At 50.3% G+C, this 17,070-nt stretch carries 16 protein-coding genes and 1 pseudogene; 7 read left to right on the top strand and 10 right to left on the bottom strand.

All coding sequences use genetic code 11. The features are described from left to right. Positions 1-487 precede the first annotated feature (487 nt). Positions 488-2,260, bottom strand: a complete 1,773-nt coding sequence (locus IAG03_RS01380) for a Na/Pi cotransporter family protein (protein WP_249317882.1) — start codon at positions 2,258-2,260, stop codon at positions 488-490. A 247-nt stretch (positions 2,261-2,507) separates the two neighbouring features. Between IAG03_RS01380 and IAG03_RS01375 the strand changes: the two genes are divergently transcribed. Both IAG03_RS01375 and IAG03_RS01370 read left to right on the top strand, forming a co-directional pair. Beyond that, complete coding sequence (locus IAG03_RS01375) at positions 2,508-3,212, top strand: TetR/AcrR family transcriptional regulator (protein ID WP_430472422.1); 705 nt, start codon at positions 2,508-2,510, stop codon at positions 3,210-3,212. A 592-nt stretch (positions 3,213-3,804) separates the two neighbouring features. Next, a complete protein-coding gene (locus IAG03_RS01370) occupies positions 3,805-4,671 on the top strand; it encodes a hypothetical protein (RefSeq protein ID WP_249317881.1) in 867 nt (288 codons plus the stop codon). A gap of 434 nt (positions 4,672-5,105) precedes the next feature. On the opposite strand, the gene IAG03_RS01365 is transcribed toward IAG03_RS01370, so the two are convergent. Next, a complete protein-coding gene (locus tag IAG03_RS01365) occupies positions 5,106-5,969 on the bottom strand; it encodes a hypothetical protein (protein WP_249317880.1) in 864 nt (287 codons plus the stop codon). 204 nt (positions 5,970-6,173) lie between these two features. Between IAG03_RS01365 and IAG03_RS01360 the strand changes: the two genes are divergently transcribed. Continuing rightward, a complete protein-coding gene (locus IAG03_RS01360; protein WP_249317879.1) occupies positions 6,174-6,923 on the top strand; it encodes a helix-turn-helix transcriptional regulator in 750 nt (249 codons plus the stop codon). Between the two features lie 322 nt (positions 6,924-7,245). Here the strand turns inward: IAG03_RS01360 and IAG03_RS01355 are convergent. The 4 genes and pseudogenes from IAG03_RS01355 to IAG03_RS01340 all read right to left on the bottom strand — a co-directional run. Continuing rightward, positions 7,246-7,638, bottom strand: a pseudogene (locus tag IAG03_RS01355) (transposase); the annotation flags it as partial. Positions 7,639-7,804: 166 nt separating this feature from the next. Next, the gene (locus IAG03_RS01350) at positions 7,805-8,095 is read right to left on the bottom strand and encodes a hypothetical protein (RefSeq protein WP_249317878.1); all 291 of its coding nucleotides are present in this window, start codon (positions 8,093-8,095) and stop codon (positions 7,805-7,807) included. A gap of 128 nt (positions 8,096-8,223) precedes the next feature. Further along, positions 8,224-8,469, bottom strand: coding sequence for an IreB family regulatory phosphoprotein (locus IAG03_RS01345; RefSeq protein WP_249317877.1), 246 nt, complete (start codon positions 8,467-8,469; stop codon positions 8,224-8,226). Between the two features lie 63 nt (positions 8,470-8,532). Beyond that, on the bottom strand, positions 8,533-10,050 hold the full coding sequence (locus IAG03_RS01340; protein WP_249317876.1) for an MATE family efflux transporter: 1,518 nt from the start codon (positions 10,048-10,050) through the stop codon (positions 8,533-8,535). A gap of 93 nt (positions 10,051-10,143) precedes the next feature. On the opposite strand from IAG03_RS01340, the gene prmA reads away from it, so the two are divergent. Beyond that, the gene (prmA, locus tag IAG03_RS01335) at positions 10,144-11,076 is read left to right on the top strand and encodes a 50S ribosomal protein L11 methyltransferase (RefSeq protein ID WP_249317875.1); all 933 of its coding nucleotides are present in this window, start codon (positions 10,144-10,146) and stop codon (positions 11,074-11,076) included. Here prmA and IAG03_RS01330 read toward each other — a convergent pair. After that, the gene (locus IAG03_RS01330; protein ID WP_249317874.1) at positions 11,073-11,426 is read right to left on the bottom strand and encodes a metal-dependent transcriptional regulator; all 354 of its coding nucleotides are present in this window, start codon (positions 11,424-11,426) and stop codon (positions 11,073-11,075) included. The genes prmA and IAG03_RS01330 overlap by 4 nt on opposite strands. A gap of 212 nt (positions 11,427-11,638) precedes the next feature. On the opposite strand from IAG03_RS01330, the gene IAG03_RS01325 reads away from it, so the two are divergent. From IAG03_RS01325 to IAG03_RS14190, 3 genes are all read left to right on the top strand, one after another. After that, the gene (locus IAG03_RS01325) at positions 11,639-12,304 is read left to right on the top strand and encodes a phosphatase PAP2 family protein (RefSeq protein WP_249317873.1); all 666 of its coding nucleotides are present in this window, start codon (positions 11,639-11,641) and stop codon (positions 12,302-12,304) included. Continuing rightward, the gene (locus tag IAG03_RS01320; RefSeq protein WP_346726085.1) at positions 12,195-12,944 is read left to right on the top strand and encodes a CDP-alcohol phosphatidyltransferase family protein; all 750 of its coding nucleotides are present in this window, start codon (positions 12,195-12,197) and stop codon (positions 12,942-12,944) included. The genes IAG03_RS01325 and IAG03_RS01320 overlap by 110 nt, the downstream gene beginning before the upstream one ends. A 111-nt stretch (positions 12,945-13,055) precedes the next feature. Then, positions 13,056-13,232, top strand: a complete 177-nt coding sequence (locus tag IAG03_RS14190) for a YjdF family protein (protein WP_283242909.1) — start codon at positions 13,056-13,058, stop codon at positions 13,230-13,232. On the opposite strand, the gene IAG03_RS14470 is transcribed toward IAG03_RS14190, so the two are convergent. From IAG03_RS14470 to IAG03_RS01305, 3 genes are all read right to left on the bottom strand, one after another. After that, positions 13,229-13,567, bottom strand: coding sequence for a hypothetical protein (locus IAG03_RS14470; RefSeq protein WP_430472421.1), 339 nt, complete (start codon positions 13,565-13,567; stop codon positions 13,229-13,231). The two genes, IAG03_RS14190 and IAG03_RS14470, sit on opposite strands and share 4 nt — an antisense overlap. Positions 13,568-13,969: 402 nt before the next feature. After that, entirely contained in the window at positions 13,970-14,476 is a 507-nt protein-coding gene (nrdG, locus tag IAG03_RS01310) for an anaerobic ribonucleoside-triphosphate reductase activating protein (protein WP_249317871.1), read from the bottom strand. 73 nt (positions 14,477-14,549) lie between these two features. Further along, positions 14,550-16,880, bottom strand: a complete 2,331-nt coding sequence (locus tag IAG03_RS01305; RefSeq protein ID WP_249317870.1) for an anaerobic ribonucleoside triphosphate reductase — start codon at positions 16,878-16,880, stop codon at positions 14,550-14,552. Between the last annotated feature and the right edge of the window lie 190 nt (positions 16,881-17,070).

Below are 17,070 nucleotides of genomic sequence, written 5' to 3'. Positions count from 1 at the left end.
CAGCAGCTCTCTGCTCTTTTCCCTGCGGGCATTTTCTTCCGGGGTGCGTTTCTTTCTTGCCATTGTAAAACCTCCACTGTGGTGCTTCTATTATACACCACAGTGGAGGTTTACACAAAGTATGGGACGGTCTCTCTGATTCTTCGCTTTACGATATTACAGCATATGAATTTGTTATTTTAAGGCAATTTTTTGAAAGATTGTATGATTTTTTGTGTGAATGGGGCACTTTCTGGCATTGCACCCGAATACGCTCTTGGAAATCCCAATTCCGCACATTGGAGCGTCCCGGCTCGCAGGCAGCCGTTTACACGCGTGCGGCGCCGTATTTTTACTTCATCGCCTGCAATATCGATATTGTACGTCCTTTGATATTCTCAGGATCGGAGTCCCCGCTGGCTCTGCACACCGTGCGCTTTGAAACGCACCGAAACAGACAGGCCCACCTGCCGTAACCACAGCGGATGGGCCTGTTTTTCACAACGTTTTACATTTCCAACAAAGGCGCGTAATACTTCTTTTTATAGGCATGATACTCGTCCACATAATGCGCTTCTTTGGTCTCTTTCAGCGTACGCAGATAATCGTGTGTTTCAAACGACGCATTGCTTAGCTGAATGACACAGATTCCGACGTTCGAACAGTGATCCGCGATTCGCTCAAAATTCGCAACCAAATCGTTAAACACAAAGCCGAGTTCCAACGTACAGCGCCCATTCTGCAGCCGGTTGATGTGCCGCATCCGCAGCTCATCCTTCAAAAGATCCACTACCTGCTCCAGCGGCTCCACATGCGCGGCAATCGTCACGTCATCTTTCTCAAAAGCCTCCACCGCAAGTGAGAGCACCTCCCGCACCGCATTGGAAATGACCCGAAGCTCCTTCTGTGCTTTCGTGGAAAACACCAGGGACTTCTCCTGAATTTCCTCAGCAAGTTTGCAGATGTTGAGCGCATGATCGCCGATTCGCTCGAAATCACTGATGCTGTGCAAAAGCTTCGAAACCTCGTTTGTCTCTGCCGGCGACAGCTCTTTGGCGCTCAGCTGCACCAGATAAGTCCCCAGACTATCTTCGTAATGATCGATCGTATTCTCATTTTTTCGGATTTCTTCCGCAATCTTGGGATCAAAATCTTCAATGAGTCCAATTGCCGCAAAAATATTATCTTTTGCAAGTTCCGCCATATTGCTCAACGTTTTCCGGCTCTGTTCAATGGCAAGCGGCGGATATTCGATGAACCGTTCGTCCAAGAGATTTTCCGAACGCTTCGTCGTTTTTTCGGAAGGATTGTCCCGAATCGTCAGATAGACAAGCTTCTCCAAAACCTTGATAAACGGCAGCAGCGCCACTGTAGAGAACACTTTGAAAATCGTATTGGCAACCGCAATTCCAACCGTATTGGAAAAATGCGAGGTAAAGGAAAATCCGATAAAGTAATCTGCCAAATAGTAGACGGCCAAGAACAGAACCGTTCCCAAGACATTATAATACAGATACACCCACGCCGTACGCTTTCCGTCCTTATTGGCGCCGATGCTGGAAAGCAGCACCGGAACACAGGCGCCGATGTTCATACCGAGAATCAGCGGAATTGCCGTAGAATAGGTGATTCCGCAAGTCATGGACAATGCCTGCAAAATTCCGACCGACGCGGACGAACTTTGGATCACCGCAGTAAACAGCGTTCCGACCAAAATTCCGATCAGCGGATTGGAAAACATCACCAGCATATTGGTGAACTCTTCGTTTTCCTTGAGCGGTTCCACCGCTTCGCTCATAGTCTGCATACCGAACATCAAAACAGAGAAGCCGAGCATAATCATGCCGGCATTTTTTTGCACCTGTTTTTTGCTGAACATATAAAGGATTACGCCGATCAGTGCAATAATGGGAATAAAGGTCGTCGGCGAAAGCAGACGGGCGAGCATGCTGGTCCCCTGAATTCCGGAAAGGCTCAAAATCCAGCCGGTCGCCGTTGTGCCGATATTGGCGCCCATAATAATTCCAATAGCCTGTGAAAGCTGCATCATCCCGGAATTGACAAATCCGACAACCATCACGGTCGTCGCGGAGGAACTCTGAATGACTGCCGTCACAAAGGTTCCCAGTAAAATTCCCTTAATTGGCGTAGAGGTTAATTTTCCGAGAAAGACTTCAAGCTTTCCTCCGGCAAGCTTTTTCAGGTAATCTCCCATCAGCGACATTCCAAAGAGGAAAAACGCCAGTCCTCCGATCAAATGTACACATGAGATAATATCCATATGATCCTGATCCTTTCCAGAGTCCCGCCGGCACACCGTCCGGCTTCTGTCGCACCCATTTCATCATTTAGACTGTTTTATTGTACCATAGAATTTGGCGCGGTGCAACGATAAAGGTCGCATCCAGGGGAAAAGAATGCGGGACTACAATTTACAGCTGAAAAAATTCGTGCAACCGCTTGCCTTTTGCGTCCTATATGATATGATTAGTATGCGTACTAAAATGTTTGAAGAAAGGATGGTATATTTGCGAAGAGACAGCAGTGAGACAAAGAAGAAAATACTGACCGTATGCGTCCGTCTTTTTTTGGAACAGGGGTATAAGAATACCTCTGTCAGTCAGATTGTTGGCGAAGCGGGCGTTGCAAGAGGAAGCTATTTAAATCTGTTTCCGACCAAGGACAAAATTTTACTGGAATTGGTGGAAACGATGTTCAGCGGGCAGTTCGGCGTTGCAAGGGGCATCACGGACAATACGCTGCCGCCGGTTTACGCCTATGCGGTGGAAACGGCGATTCAGCTGACCCTGACCGAACTGAACGAAAACCTGCGGGAAATCTATATCGAAGCCTACTCTTTGCCGGAAACATCGGAATATATTTACCTGCATACCACGGCGGAATTGAAGCAGATTTTCGGCGCAATTTTTCCCGATGATACCGAGAGCGACTTTTACGAGATAGATATCGGCACAGCGGGGATGATGCGCAGCTATATGGCGAGAAAATGCGATATCCATTTTCCGTTGGAACGCAAGCTCAGCCGTTTTCTGACGGCGGCGATGCGGGTGTATCGGGTACCGGAGGCAGAGCAGGAAAAGGTGCTTGCCTTTATTCAATCACTGGATATCAAGGCAATTGCCACAGAGGTTATGTATAAGCTGTTTGCAATGCTGGAAATGAAATACGATTTTAAGCTGTCGAAGGACGGCGAAACGGAGGGAACGAGATGAAAAAAGATTTTTGAGCATCCTGCTTATATTCGTCATGGCGCTGATGTTGCCGACGGCAGCTTTCGCCGAGGGCGAGGACGCACAAACGGAAATAGTCTACAGGACTTGCTTTTACTGCCGCCAAGCCACCAACTTTGAAATTTTACGGTATTTTCCGAGCTCGAACAAAAACGAGCGCGACAAACTCCATTGGATCGAGGGAAAATGTCTGAATTGCGGAAAGGTGTATTTGGGCTGACGGTAATCCCAAATACACCCAGCACACCGGCGGCACCGAAACGCCGACCTGCACCACGGGCAGAACCTGCGAGAAATGCGGCGCTGAATATGGAAAGCTCGTCCACGACTGGGGCGAGGAGTGACAGTCCAGCGGCGACAACAAGACGCATACCCGCATCTGCCAGCGCGCGGGCTGCGGCGCGGTTGATACGGCGGACTGCTCCGGCGACAGCACGCGACCTGCGTCACGCTGGGTACATGCACCGCTTGCGGCGGGCAGTACTACGGCGATCACAGCTTCAGCAGTTCCTGGGCGTATGACGCCAATGGACACTGGAAGTTCTGCATCCACTGCAATGAAGAGAGAACAAGCGTGGCCGGCCATATGATCGTGGAAAACCCCATGCCGGAGTTTCTCAAATCCGAGGCCACCTGCGTCTCTCGGGCTGTGTACTGCAAGTCCTGCCCTTTCTGCCGATACACGTCAACGGATACTTTCCTCGACCCGTATAACGGAATTGACCCGAACAACCACGCCATCGCGCAGTACCCGGCCAAGGCGCCCACCTGCACCGAGGCCGGCTGGGAGGCATACGAAGCCTGCACGCGCGAGGGCTGCCATGATTCCACCAAGGTGGAACTCCCTGCGCTGGGTCACGCCCTTGTCCATCACGAGGCGAAGGCATCCACCGCTGCTGAGGCTGGTAATATCGAATATTGGTACTGTGACAATTGCGGCAAGTATTTCAGCGATGCGGCAGACACAAAGGAAATCAAGGAAGCCGACACTGTAGTAGCAAAGCTGGATCCGAGCATCATCGCCGGAGACGGTGCGACGGTTATGCAGGGAGAACATAAGGCTTTGTCCTTTACCTCCGATGCTGCATTTGCAGACTTTATCCGTGTAGAGCTTGACGGCAAGACACTTAACGAAAAGAACTACACTGTAAAAGATGGCAGTACAATCGTTACGCTGAACGCAGATTATGTTGTCAAACTCTCCGCAGGTGCGCATACACTTGGTATCGTATCGCAAAGCGGAACGGCAACAGCGAAATTCACCGTAAGTAAAAAGGAGGCGGAAACAACCGCCACAACGGATAAGCCCGCCAGCAGCACAAAGTCTCCGCAGAGCGGCGACACAAGCAACCTTGCTTTGTGGATTGCGCTGTTGTTCGTCAGCGGCGGTGCAGACGTTGGCACAACGGTTGTCAGCAGAAAGAAAAAGTATCATAGATAACAGATCAGTTTTACCCACACGGCGGCTATCGGAAACGGTAGCCGCCATTGGTTTTTGTATGTAAAGCTTTTCGTTTTCCTCCCTTTTCAAAGAAAGATTCCAAAAATCTCATCGTTTCCATTCTCTTTCCGGCTTCGCGAATCCGCTTGCTGTCCGCAGCTATCGCTCCATCCGCCTCCTCATGCGGCTGTTTCCTTCATTTTCCCCTGCAAGTTTTCTTTTTGCCAACCCTACAAAAAGGTCGCATCTAAGCGGGAAAGAACACAGAGGCCAAAACCAAACTCCCTGTAAAAATCCGATCTTTGCAAGCCGGTTCAAAAACGATTTATAAGAAGTCAAAACCGCCGGCTAAGCCGGCGGTTTTGACTGGTTGTACCAAAGCAAAAAGCTGCATGACCGAAATCGGCCATGCAGCTTTTGATGAACGATACCATTTATTTCTTTCCGAATGCAGCCTGGTTCTGGTTCGGGCTCTTGCGCGCCTGGATGATCGGATAACGATGCTCCAGAGCAGCACGGGAAATTTCGATGTCTTCATAAACTTCGTTCTCGCCGAAGCAGCCCACGGTTACCATGTCGCAGTCGCGCAGGGTGGACCAGGAGAAGTTCAAACCGACATACGGCGTGCAGCGGCCTGCCGCCATCGGCTTAATGGTCATGACCGGCTTTTTCGCTTCCCAAATAATCCGGGAAACGGTTTCGATTTCCACCTGCATCAAGAAGCCCATGCAGTTGTAGATCTGAATGTAGGTCTGGACATCGTATTCATTGAGGTCGCTGTATACGATGATTTCCGGCATATGTGCGGAAAGTCCGGGGATCATTCCGGCGTCACGGATCATCTTGGTGTAATCGTCGAGACGGTGGATTTTCTTCTGATTTTTATCCACGAGCTGTTCCACGCTGGAGTGATGAATCAGGCAGAATGTTGCGCCCATTTCTTTGCAGCGCTTAATCACGGCTTCTGCTTCCCGGCGTGCCTGCGGATTATCATCTACATTGATGATCGGCGTATCGATGATCTTGATTTCCTTGCCGTATTTCTGCTGTGCTTCCTGGATGGCTTTATACACCTGCGCGGTGCCTTCGATTCCAAACAGGCCCATGATCGTATCGACGCCATTATCCAAATATGCCTTAAACATCGGAACCAGTGTTTCCGGAGTCGAATGACGGTTCTGAATCATTTCATCTGCCGCCGGGCCGGTGTGGCTATAACCGACCATCCAGTTTGTTCCGATAATCATACGGGACAGGGAAACGCCTGCAACTTCTGTTCTCGGGAAAGGATTATTCATACGTAATACCTCCATTTGATCTTTATAATATTGAAGAAATCAGTCTTGCTATGACAAGTTTATCATAACACAAATTTTGTTACAAAAAAAATGCTCTATAGCGACGAAGAAATAGACAAAACCGACTTTTTCAGATATAATTGAGACAGGAAACATCCAAATGCGTATAATGAGAACCAGGAAATTCCATGCGGAGGCGTTTTTATGGAAATTGTATTTGTTGGAGATCATCAGGAACCCATTCATGACTGTGACGATCACCGCCACAGCGACTGGGAACTGGTTCTTTATCGCGACGGCGTTGGAGAAACCTTTATCGAAGGAACGGCTTATCCGTTCTCGCCCGGCAGCGTTTTTCTGATTCCGCCCGCCTTTCTGCACCGCTCTGTCGGAGAAAATGTTTTTTCAGACCGGTTTGTCCATATCCGAGATTTTTCCTGGCCGGTGACAGACAGACCCAGTCTCTTTCTGGACGATGAGCATCGGCTGGAAACGCTTTTATGGTACCTGTTCGTAGAGTTCCATGGCAGTTCCACGAACCGTGCCGCCGTTCTTCACGCGCTTGGAGAAGCGGTCCGGCAGATTTTAATTGAAAAAAGCGGAAAGCATGTCTTGCCTCCGGAAATTGAAACCTTTCAGTTTTTGCTGCTCAAACATCTTTCCGATCCGACATTTTCTCTTTCTGAAGCTATTGCGCAAACGGCTTACTGCGAGGACCATTTCCGGCGGCTGTTTAAACGCTATGCCGGTGTGACCCCGGCGGAATATCTTTCCGATCTGCGAATCAACTATGCAAAGCAGCTTCTGCAGCATGAATATCCGTCTCATATGAAAATCTCCGGCGTCGCGCATGCTTCCGGTTTTTCGGATCCTTACTATTTCGCGCGGTTTTTTAAGAAAAAGACCGGTTATACGCCCAGCGAATATTCGCATCTGGCTTCGCGTTCCGAATAAACTACACTTGGGGATCTCTATGCTTCATTCATGATCTGTATCTGTGTTGTTGACCCTTACAAGATTTCTTCACAATCGCCCCTTCACTTAAAATCAAAAACTATTTTGCAGGAAGCCATCGGTTATACCGTGGATTCCGCAAACAACAAGAACGCCCCGGAACCATTCAAACGTTCCGGGGCGTTCTGTGAAGGTCAACCGTTAAGGCCCTTTTGCGTGTTTGGTGTCTGGACTGAAACACCCGTCACAAACCGTTAACGCTGCCAATTGGTACTGTCAAGATTTATGCGCAAAAAGGTTTGCAGACTCCGGCTGAATGAAGTCAGCCGGCAATAGGGACGTCGTTCAAAGCCGCCTCCAGATGCTTCATATTCATGTACTTCTTGTTGCCCCGCTGCGTTCCCGCCACATGACGCAGCCTTGCACAGACCAGCATCAGCGCAGAGTTCCCATCGGGGAACGTTCCCGCCGCACGCGTCCTGCGGCGGATCTCACGGTTCAGCCGCTCGATCACATTGTTGGTGCGGATACGCGTCCAGTGCTCGCTGGGAAAATCACAGGAGGTCAGCGTCTCCTCGATGCCGTCCTCAACCTTCTTGGCGGCTTCCTTCAGCTTCATTGTTTTTAACTCGGCAACGACAGCTCTTGCCTTCTCGCGGGAGGCTTTCTTGCTCTCCTGGGCGCGGATCGCCTTGAGCATTTTCGCTACCATCTTACCTTATCAGAAAGTTCGAAACGTGTGTACCCGATTCCGCAAAAGTCTGCAGTGAGCCTCCTCTGGCGGTTGCCTTTCAGAGAACGTGCAAAAAAGGATTCAAAAATGGCAGCAAAAAGCCGTCCGACAACTGCCGGACGGCGAAGAGTACCAAATATTTTCCGCTTTATTCTGCAAGCGCGCGGCCAAGCCAGGCGTCCGCGATGTCAATTGCAAGATACAGTCCGTTTTTTTCGCTGGATTTGACGATCTGTTTGCGGGACCGAATGGTCGGATCGGTATACATGAGCTGAATGGAAACTTTATCGGCAACATCCAGTGTGCCGACCTTCTTTTTGGATTTAATCTCCATTTTAATGACATACTTATCCTTCATACTTCCATAGTAAAGGACGTCGCCGCAGCGTACCAGCGGACGGCCTTTATAAGTCGGAAAGCCGACCTTTTTTTCTTCCATCTCCATCTTCCTTTCCTGTTATCAGCGTACCCCAAACCGCCGAATCAAATTTGAGGCTGTCTCAGAGAGAAACAAATTCCACCACCCGAAAGCAGTGGAATGTTCATCTCGATTCTGTTTTTGGCGACTTACTCTCCCAAATATGATTTCAGTAACACCTGAAGCAACTCGTCGCGGTCAATCCGGCGAATCAAGCTGCGAGCATTGTTATGCGTGGTGATGTAGGTGGGATCCTCAGAAAGAATATATCCAACAAGTTGATTGATGGGATTGTATCCTTTTTCTTTCAAGGCGTCATACACCATCGTGAGAACCTTTTTAATATCGGGTTCACGGTCGCGCTCCAGGGAGAATGTCATAGTCTTATCGTACATGGAACCACCTCCACACAATCATGATACAACAGATAGTATCGGAATGCAAGCGAAAATTATGAATTATTCCTGACGGTTTTGAAATGCCTGCAGAACGCCCCGGAACCAGATGCGTTCTTCTCTGGAAAAGCAGTGCGTTCCGCTTAGGAACAGAAAATACAGCAGGACACAAAGCGCAATGGAGCAGAAACAGGGCAGACCGGTGATTTTGGCGAACAAAACCGCGATGGCAACGCAAAAAAGCGGTTTGACAACCCAGTTTTTCAGAGAATATGTAATGCAAGAAACCTTCAAAAGACGTGCGAGGCTGAGCGACGCATTAAAAATGGTACTGAAAAACAGAATGCATAGATAGCCCTTAATCCCGAATTGCGGCAGCAAAACGACAATAAGCCCAACCCGAAGTACGGCGTCGAGGAGATTATACCGCATGGAGCGCAGTTGTTCATCCAGCCCTTTCAAAATGCCGTCGACAACCGTGTCGAGGTAGAGCAGCGGAACCAGCGGGGAGAGAATTCTGAGATACCCGCCGGCCTCTGTGCTCTGATAAAAAAGGCGCCCCAAATCCGGTGCAAATCCAAAAAAGATTCCCGCAATCAGGATTGAAAACAGAAGGGCTATCTGAAGCGCCCGCTCAATGGTATGGGCGACCGCATTTTGCGCGCCGCGCGCACGGGCTTCTGAAATTTCCGGCACTAAGAGAAGGGAAAACGGCAAAAGGAAGGAAGAAGGAAACAATAGAACCGGAAAGCTCATGCCCTGCAGGATGCCATAGTGCTCCATGGAGCGTTCGGCATTCATACCGCTGCGGCGCAGCCCAAATGGGATCAACAGATTTTCTGCGGTGCCCAGCATGGTGCGGACCGTAGACGCCATGGCGCTGGGGAGTGCAATGTGTGCGATTGCGCGAAACACACCGCGGCTTTTTTGAGGCGGCGCCTGCTGCCGGAACAGTTCGATTCGATAGCAAAAGGCGGTATAGAGAAAAGAGGCGGCTTCTCCCAGTGTTGAACCGAGCATGACCGCTTTTGCGGCATTTTCCAGACCGTCTGGTGCGGCGTAAAGAAACAGAAAAACCGGAACGCCGATCGTGACAAGCTGTTCCAGAACTTCTCCCATTGCGGCATGCATCGCTTTGCGAACCGCAAGAAAATACCCCTTAAAGCAGGCGCACATGGCCATAAACGGAAGTCCCGGCGCCAGAATACGCAGCGCGGAGGCCGCGCGCAGGTCTCCTAAGAGATGCACAGCAAGCGGCTTGGCGAGGACAAAAAGGCTGGTTGCTGCTGCAAGCCCGACACACAGTCCAAACAGGACGCATTTCCGGATCGCGGAGGGAATCGTACCGGGCTGTTGTTTCCCGATCGCTTCGGTTGTAATCCGTGTAACCGTGAGGCTGACGCCGGAAGTGCAAACTGCGATGGCAGTCATAAAAACGGAGAAGATCAGCTGGTACAGCCCCATGCCGGCAGCGCCGATCCGGCCTGCCAGAAAGACCCGGAATCCGATGTGCAGAACCCGCAGCAGAAACGAAGAACCCATCAGAATAATGGCATTGAGGAAAAAGCGTCTTTTTTGCATGGCATCACTCCTGGTGTTCCATCTACAGGGTTTTCTTTTTCAGAGAAATCATGTATAATTAAACGATAACAGCGCGAAAGGATGAAGCTGGAAATGAATTTTGGAAACGATTGGACAGAACTCTGCGTTTCGGTTCAGACCGACGACGCGGAAAAGGCTGAAAATATTGCGCAAATGGCCACGCCATATGGCATTTATATCGAAGACTATTCTAACTTGGAGGAGGAAGCAGGCGCGATTGCGCATATTGACCTTTTTGACAGCGCGCTGCTGCAAAAGGATCGGGAACATGTCCGGATTCATCTCTACCTTTCTCCTGCGGATAATCCGACAGAGGTCTCTGCATTTCTGGAAGAACGCCTGCATGCGGAAGGCGTTCCCTATACGATATCCAGCGCGGATTGCGCGATGGAGGACTGGATCAACAACTGGAAGAAGTATTTTAAACCGATTCCGGTTGGAGAAAACCTGCTCATCCGCCCGATTTGGGAGGATGAGTTCGAGTCAGACGGGCGGACGGTTTTGAATCTGGAACCTGGTCTGGCTTTCGGTACCGGGACACATGAGACCACGAGACTGTGCCTGGAGCTGATTGAGCGGTATCTGCGTCCGGGAGATCGTATGCTCGATATCGGATGCGGCAGCGGGATCCTGGCAGTTTCCGCACTGCTTTTGGGTGCGGCTTCGGCGGTTGGGGTCGATATCGATCCGTTGGCGGTGAAAACAGCAGTCGAAAATGCGGAACGCAACGGGGTGCAGGATCGGTTTACCGCGCTTTGCGGAAGCCTGACAGAGCAGGTCACCGGAACATACCGGATAATTGCAGCCAACATTGTCGCCGATGTTATTTTGGCGCTGACTGCCGATGTAGAGGCCTTTATGGAGCCGGAGGCGGTCTATCTGATGAGCGGAATTATCGATACGCGCGCAGAGGAGGTTCTCGCTGCGGTTAAGAAAAAATTTGAGATTCTCGAATACCGGGAAGAAAACGGCTGGGTTGCCATTGCTGCAAGACGGAACCGCTAAAGCACGGGCCAGTGCTGCAAAAGTATCTCCAGGTGGTCGAGTGTATCCGGATTGATAAAATGTTCGACCTGTTCCGTCTGCTCAAGCTCTTCTTCCGATTGGTTTAGCAGGCAAAAAAACTGGTGCAGGACGTTGTGCCGGCGGAGCAGGTATGCGCCGTAGGCAAGGCCTTTTTCATTCGGATAAATTTCTCCGTACTTTTCAAACGAGAGATAGCCGCAGTCTTTGAGGTGTGCGGCCATTTTAGATGCGGAGGACGGCCGGACATTGAGTGCGTCGGCAAGGGTGTTGAGCCGGACAAATCCGGTTTCTCGGGAAAGGCGGCAAATCATTTCAAGATAATCCTCCATGGATTCCGTCAGTGCTCTGCCGCTTAGAATCTGATATCCTTTTGGTGTGTGGAACTGACGGTTGTCTTCCAGAAAGCATCACCTTCTTATACGATACATACATCCGCAAATGATGCAGATGAAAGATTCCTTTTCATCCATATGCGGATTTTCAAAACAATATGTGCGCCGTTTTTCGGGAAACGGCTGTCGGCTTTGGGAGCGGATGAGATTTGAAAGCATATATTCGAACACACAAATATGTCCTTGCCTTGCTATATCTTCCGGTGTATTTGCTTTGGTACATCTGGGTTGAAAAGCGGCCGATGCCGGAATATTATGTGGTTTATACACCGCTGGATGACTGGATTCCGTTTTGCGAGTGGTTTATTCTTCCGTACGTTTGCTGGTACGGCTATATGTTTGTGGTCGGTATGTATCTGATGACACAGGATCGCGGCGAATTTCTTCGCTGCTGTGTGTTCGTTTTTGGCGGACTGAGCCTGTGCCTGCTGATTTGTACGGTCTTTCCGAATGGCCAAAATCTTCGTCCGAAAGTGTTCCCGCGCGAGAATCTGCTTACATCGCTAATACAGGGCATCTATGCAGCGGATACCAATACCAATGTCCTTCCCAGTATGCATGTGTTGGGATCGTTGGCCATTCACACTGCGGTTCACCGCAGCCAGACGCCGATTTTGTGCAAACGCGGGGTTCGGCTTGCTTCGTTGATTTTATGTGTCCTGATCTGTATCTCCACGGTGTTTGTCAAGCAGCATTCTGTTTTGGATGGTCTTGCAGCTATCGTGTTGTTTGTTCCGCTGGACGTGTGGATTTACCACTGGCATGGCGGCCTTTTTTCAGGTCGGCGTCAGAAGAAAGATGCGCCTGCTGCATGAAACAGGCTCCAAAAGGGCGCAAGAGAAAAAATACCGATTCGGCAGATGCTTCCCAATGCGCTTTCTCTGCTTCGGATCTTGCTTTCCGTCGGGCTGTTCTGGACGGCGCCGTTGTCAATCTGGTTCTGGGATTTGCGGTGTCAGCGATGTTTTGGACGGATGGCTTGCGCGCAGATGGGATGCCGTCACCCATACCGGCCAGCTGCTAGACAGCGTGGAAGATGTGGGATTCTTTTTGGCAATTTTGATTTGCTTTTTCTCACAATGGCAGAGCTGGACGCAGTATTGGGTGCTTGCCATCCTTTTCATTCGAGTTTTTGCGCTGCTTTTAAGTGTGTGCCGGTTTCACATTGTCCCGTTTTTACACACGGTGCTCAATAAAATCACCGGATTGCTCTTGTTTTTATTTCCAGTTTTGTATGGCCTTTTTGGATTTTCTGTCCCCGCGGTGGGCGTCTGTTTTGCCGCGTCTTTGGCTGCGCTTGAGGAAGTCGGGATTCTGTGCGTAGCAAAAACGCTTGACCGAGATTGCGGGTTTCTTTTGGCAGTCAGGACCCGAAAAAATGGCGTGGTTCCTTTTACGGAAAAGAACCACGTACAAACACACTGCCGTGCAGAATGCTGCGGCAGCAAAAACTGAATCTGCAAGGTGAAAAACAAGTCCCGGTTGGTAGCCCGGGAGCAGCATGAAAGCTGTCAGGAACCTGCCTCCTTTGGTTGCTTGCATGTACCGAAAAAGGAGGACTTTTTTATGGAAAGCAGCAGTGCGAAGATCACCATACTGTTTGAGGATCCCCTTTGGATCGGCTTGTATGAACGGCAGGAGGGGGATCGCTATACCGTCTGCAAGATTACCTTTTGTGCAGAACCCAAGAACTATGCGGTCTATGCGTTTTTGATGCACAATTTTAGCCGTCTGCAGTTTTAGTCCGCCGGTTTTTGGGTGTGCAGGAGGTGCAGAAACGCCTTTCCCCGAAATGAATGCAGCAGCAGATTCAATATCAGCTTCATTCGACGCAGGTTGGGACCAAAGCACAACAGGCGTTGAAGCTCCAACACGAAGCGGGAAAAGAACGCCGTCGCCGCAGGACAAAAACGGAGCGGGAAACAGAGCGGGATCGCCAGTTTGCGCTCCGGCAGGAAAGGCGCAAAGAGAAACACAGAGGACACTGAAAAATTCCCAAAAGGCATGCAAAGAGCCGCCAGACGATGAAAATCGCCCGGCGGCCTATTTGATCCGATCGGTTTTTGAAAATATGGCATGGGCTCTTTGGCCGGTGCTTTTTTCGGTTGCAGCGGCCGTGGGGTGGCGAGAGACCAGAGTTCGCCGAGCTTTTCGCACGGCTGAAACGCTTTTTACAAGCATGGCTGCTTTCAGTCGGGAGTCGGTGTTTTTCCAATGACTGTGCGCAGAAAAATCTAAATGCGAACGGGCATATAAAAACGCAGCGCAGAAACAATAAATCGAAAAACCGCGGGATCAGAGACGACAGGAATTCTGATTGCAGTTTCTGCTCCAAATGCAGGAACAGGTCGGAAGCAAAAAATTCCGCAATCATGATGTCCAATCCGTCGCAGAGTTTTTGAATGGTCGAGATAGTCGTGCCGAGATTGCGTCCGCTAACGATATGCTTGAACGCGGACTGCGTGATGCCGCTTGCGTCCTTATTCGCAATCTAAAACGATGGTGCCGGCCAGACGGGTACGGTTCAAATCGATAACGCGTTGATTTCGACTTCCGCGAAACCGAAGCGTCAGATCCTTTTCCTCTGCCCGAAACGGGCCGTCGATTAAAATGTCGGTCTGTGCAAGGAGACGGTCGACCTCGGGCTGCTGCATGGCCAAAAGTTCTTCCCAAGTGTATCCGGTGTAGACCGTGACGTCCTTGCCGGTGGTATGGACCAGGGAAGCCAGGTGTGCGAGTGCTTCCGGCTGGCAAAATGGTTCCCCGCCACTGAAAGTGATTCCTTTTAAAAGCGGATTTTTACAAAAATCGGAAAAAATATCGTCGACAGAGCGCATGGTGCCGCCGGAAAACGCATGTGTTTGCGGATTGTGACAGCCGGGGCAATGGTGCGGGCAGCCCTGCACAAAGACGGTATACCGAAATCCGTGTCCGTCAACGATCGATTCTTCGACAATTCCGGCAAGCCGGAGAAAATCGGCTTCCATATCGGGCGACTCCTTTCTCGGGTAAAAAACCAGCCAATCCGTGCGCAAAAGAAAGCCGGATCGGCTGGTTCTTTTAAAGGGTATTCGGCCGGAATCCATGTTTTACGCGGTCGTGTTCTTCGGCGCGTTTTGCATTGTTCCAGCGGTCGATGGTTCCGACAAGATATCCGGTAATTCTGCGAATCCGTTCGAATTTGGGGCCTTCCTCTTCTGTTCGGCCGCAGCGCGGGCAGACATTGTCGATGATTCCGTTGTACCCACAGACGCTGTCGCGATCAACCGGATGGTTGACCGAGCCATATCCAATTCCGGATTCTTTCATGCAGCGGATGATGCTCTCAAATGCTTCGAGGTTTTTGCTGGCATCGCCGTCCATCTCGACATAGCTGATGTGGCCGGCGTTGGTCAGCGCGTGGTAGGGGGCTTCCAGCTGGATTTTCCGAAAAGCGCTGATCGGATAGTAGACCGGAATATGGAACGAGTTCGTGTAGTACTCGCGATCTGTCACGCCCGGAATTTTTCCATATCGTTCGGCGTCAAGCTGGACAAACCGGCCGCTCAATCCTTCTGCAGGCGTTGCCAGCAGCGTCCAGTTGAGCTTGGTTTCCGCGCTTTTCTGGTCGGTGCGAGCACGCATATGTCCGATAATGGCAAGGCCGAGTGCTTGGCTTTCCGGGCTTTCTCCGTGATGTTTGCCAGTCAAAAATTTCAGTGTCTCTGCAAGACCGATAAAGCCGATGCTAAGCGTTCCATGGCGCAGCACTTCAGCGACGCAATCGGATTTTCCAAGCGTTTCCGAATCGATCCAGACACCCTGCCCCATCAAAAACGGATAGTTATACACCTTTTTTCCGCACTGAGTTTTAAACCGATGCAGCAGCTGTTCCATCACGAGGTCGATCCGGCTGTCGAGAATCCGATAGAATGTTTCAAGATCTCCGCGCGATTCCAGTGCGATTCGCGGCAGATTGATGGAGGTAAAGCTTAAATTTCCGCGGCCGCAGGTGATCTCGCGTTCCGGATCATATACATTGCCCATGACACGGGTACGGCAGCCCATATAGGCAACTTCGCTGTTATAATCGCCTTCGCGATAGTAAGGCAGATTGAACGGTGCGTCCAGAAAGCTGAAATTCGGGAACAGCCGCTTGGCGGAAACCCGGATGGCAAGCTGAAAGAGGTCATAGTTCGGATCGCTCTCGTTATAGTTGACGCCTTCTTTGACCTTGAAAATTTGCACGGGGAAAATCGGGGTTTCGCCGTCTCCAAGGCCGGCTTCGGTAACCAACAGGAGGTTTCGGATGACCATGCGTGCTTCTTTTGAGGTGCAGGTGCCGTAATTCAGCGAACTGAAGGGAACCTGTGCGCCGGCACGGGAATTCATGGTATTGAGGTTATGAATGAGGGCTTCCATCGCCTGATAGGTAGCGCGGTCGACAGCGTTGAGCGCGTTTTCTTCTGCATACCGGGCAGCAGCAGAGAACTCCTCCTGGGAAATCGCCAACTGGCCTGCAAGCCAGGCGGTCAGCGTCTGGCTGTATGAGTGAACGGTATCAAGGTCAAACGCGGCGCCAAGCTCTGCTTTGGCCTGTTCCATCATACGTTCGGTTTGCGCAAGCGGAAGTTCATATTTGATGGTGAGATACTGCGCAATACTCTGCAAATAGAATTTCCGAAAGCTTTTGGCGACGCCGTCCGCCATTGCGTAATCGAAATTCGGCACGGACTGTCCGCCGTGCATTTCATTTTGGTTCGCCTGAATCGCAATACAGGCCAGCGCCGCATAACTGCGGATATCATTCGGCTCACGGAGGTATCCGTGTCCGGTGGAAAAGCCGCCTTTGAAAAGTTTTAAAAGATCAATCTGACAGCAAGTTTCTGTCAGGGCGTAGAAATCTTTATCGTGAATATGGATGTCCCCGCGGCGGTGTGCTTCCACGATTTCTGAGGGAATCAGGTAGGCATCATAGAAACATTTGGCGCCTTCAGAACCATATTTCAGCATGGTTCCCATGGCGGTATCCGCATCGATATTGGCGTTTTCGCGCTTCATATCGGCATCTTCTGAGGCCTTAAAGGTGAGATCCTCGTAAACGTGCATGAGGTTTTCATCCATCTCGCGGAGCTTCTGATGCTCTGCGCGGTAAAGGATATACGCCTTTGCTGTTTTGGCGTAATCCGCGGCAATCAGCGCTTCTTCCACAAGATCCTGCACCTGCTCCACTGTAGGCGCCTTTGTGTTTTGCGAAATGGCCGTGACAACCTGTTCGGTGAGTCTGTCCAGATCGGCGTCGCGCATGCGTTCATCTGCGATTCGAATATTTGCCTTGAAAATTGCATTTCGAATTTTTTTGGCATCGAAGGGAACAAATACGCCGTTGCGTTTGATAATTTCGGTTACCATTTGAAGCATCCTTTCCGTACCCTTCGATTTCCCGTAAAGGAAGGGAGATATACTTTTCTATTATACGCAATCTATGAATGGGTGTCAATAAATCTATACGCAATTTGTAGGTGTGCATCAAAGAATCTACCAGATATTGTACGTGTTACTGCAAAGCGTTTCTTTTAGAAATCGGTCAAATGGAGAATAA

Origin of the sequence: Yeguia hominis (genome assembly GCF_014384705.1) — a bacterium.
Classification (GTDB): Bacteria; Bacillota; Clostridia; order Oscillospirales; family Acutalibacteraceae; genus Yeguia; species Yeguia hominis.
This window is presented reverse-complemented; position numbering and strand designations above follow the sequence as displayed.

What these genes read in the sequence shown, in the direction of transcription:
- prmA (WP_249317875.1), top strand. Translation starts at nt 10,144, where the DNA reads ATGAATTTTGGAAACGATTGGACAGAACTCTGCGTTTCGGTTCAGACC.
- IAG03_RS01305 (WP_249317870.1), bottom strand. Translation starts at nt 16,880, where the DNA reads ATGGTAACCGAAATTATCAAACGCAACGGCGTATTTGTTCCCTTCGAT.
- IAG03_RS01340 (WP_249317876.1), bottom strand. Translation starts at nt 10,050, where the DNA reads ATGCAAAAAAGACGCTTTTTCCTCAATGCCATTATTCTGATGGGTTCT.
- IAG03_RS14470 (WP_430472421.1), bottom strand. Translation starts at nt 13,567, where the DNA reads ATGCCATATTTTCAAAAACCGATCGGATCAAATAGGCCGCCGGGCGAT.
- IAG03_RS14190 (WP_283242909.1), top strand. Translation starts at nt 13,056, where the DNA reads ATGGAAAGCAGCAGTGCGAAGATCACCATACTGTTTGAGGATCCCCTT.
- IAG03_RS01320 (WP_346726085.1), top strand. Translation starts at nt 12,195, where the DNA reads ATGGTCTTGCAGCTATCGTGTTGTTTGTTCCGCTGGACGTGTGGATTT.
- IAG03_RS01330 (WP_249317874.1), bottom strand. Translation starts at nt 11,426, where the DNA reads ATGGAGGATTATCTTGAAATGATTTGCCGCCTTTCCCGAGAAACCGGA.
- nrdG (WP_249317871.1), bottom strand. Translation starts at nt 14,476, where the DNA reads ATGGAAGCCGATTTTCTCCGGCTTGCCGGAATTGTCGAAGAATCGATC.
- IAG03_RS01345 (WP_249317877.1), bottom strand. Translation starts at nt 8,469, where the DNA reads ATGTACGATAAGACTATGACATTCTCCCTGGAGCGCGACCGTGAACCC.
- IAG03_RS01380 (WP_249317882.1), bottom strand. Translation starts at nt 2,260, where the DNA reads ATGGATATTATCTCATGTGTACATTTGATCGGAGGACTGGCGTTTTTC.
- IAG03_RS01360 (WP_249317879.1), top strand. Translation starts at nt 6,174, where the DNA reads ATGGAAATTGTATTTGTTGGAGATCATCAGGAACCCATTCATGACTGT.
- IAG03_RS01350 (WP_249317878.1), bottom strand. Translation starts at nt 8,095, where the DNA reads ATGGAAGAAAAAAAGGTCGGCTTTCCGACTTATAAAGGCCGTCCGCTG.
- IAG03_RS01365 (WP_249317880.1), bottom strand. Translation starts at nt 5,969, where the DNA reads ATGAATAATCCTTTCCCGAGAACAGAAGTTGCAGGCGTTTCCCTGTCC.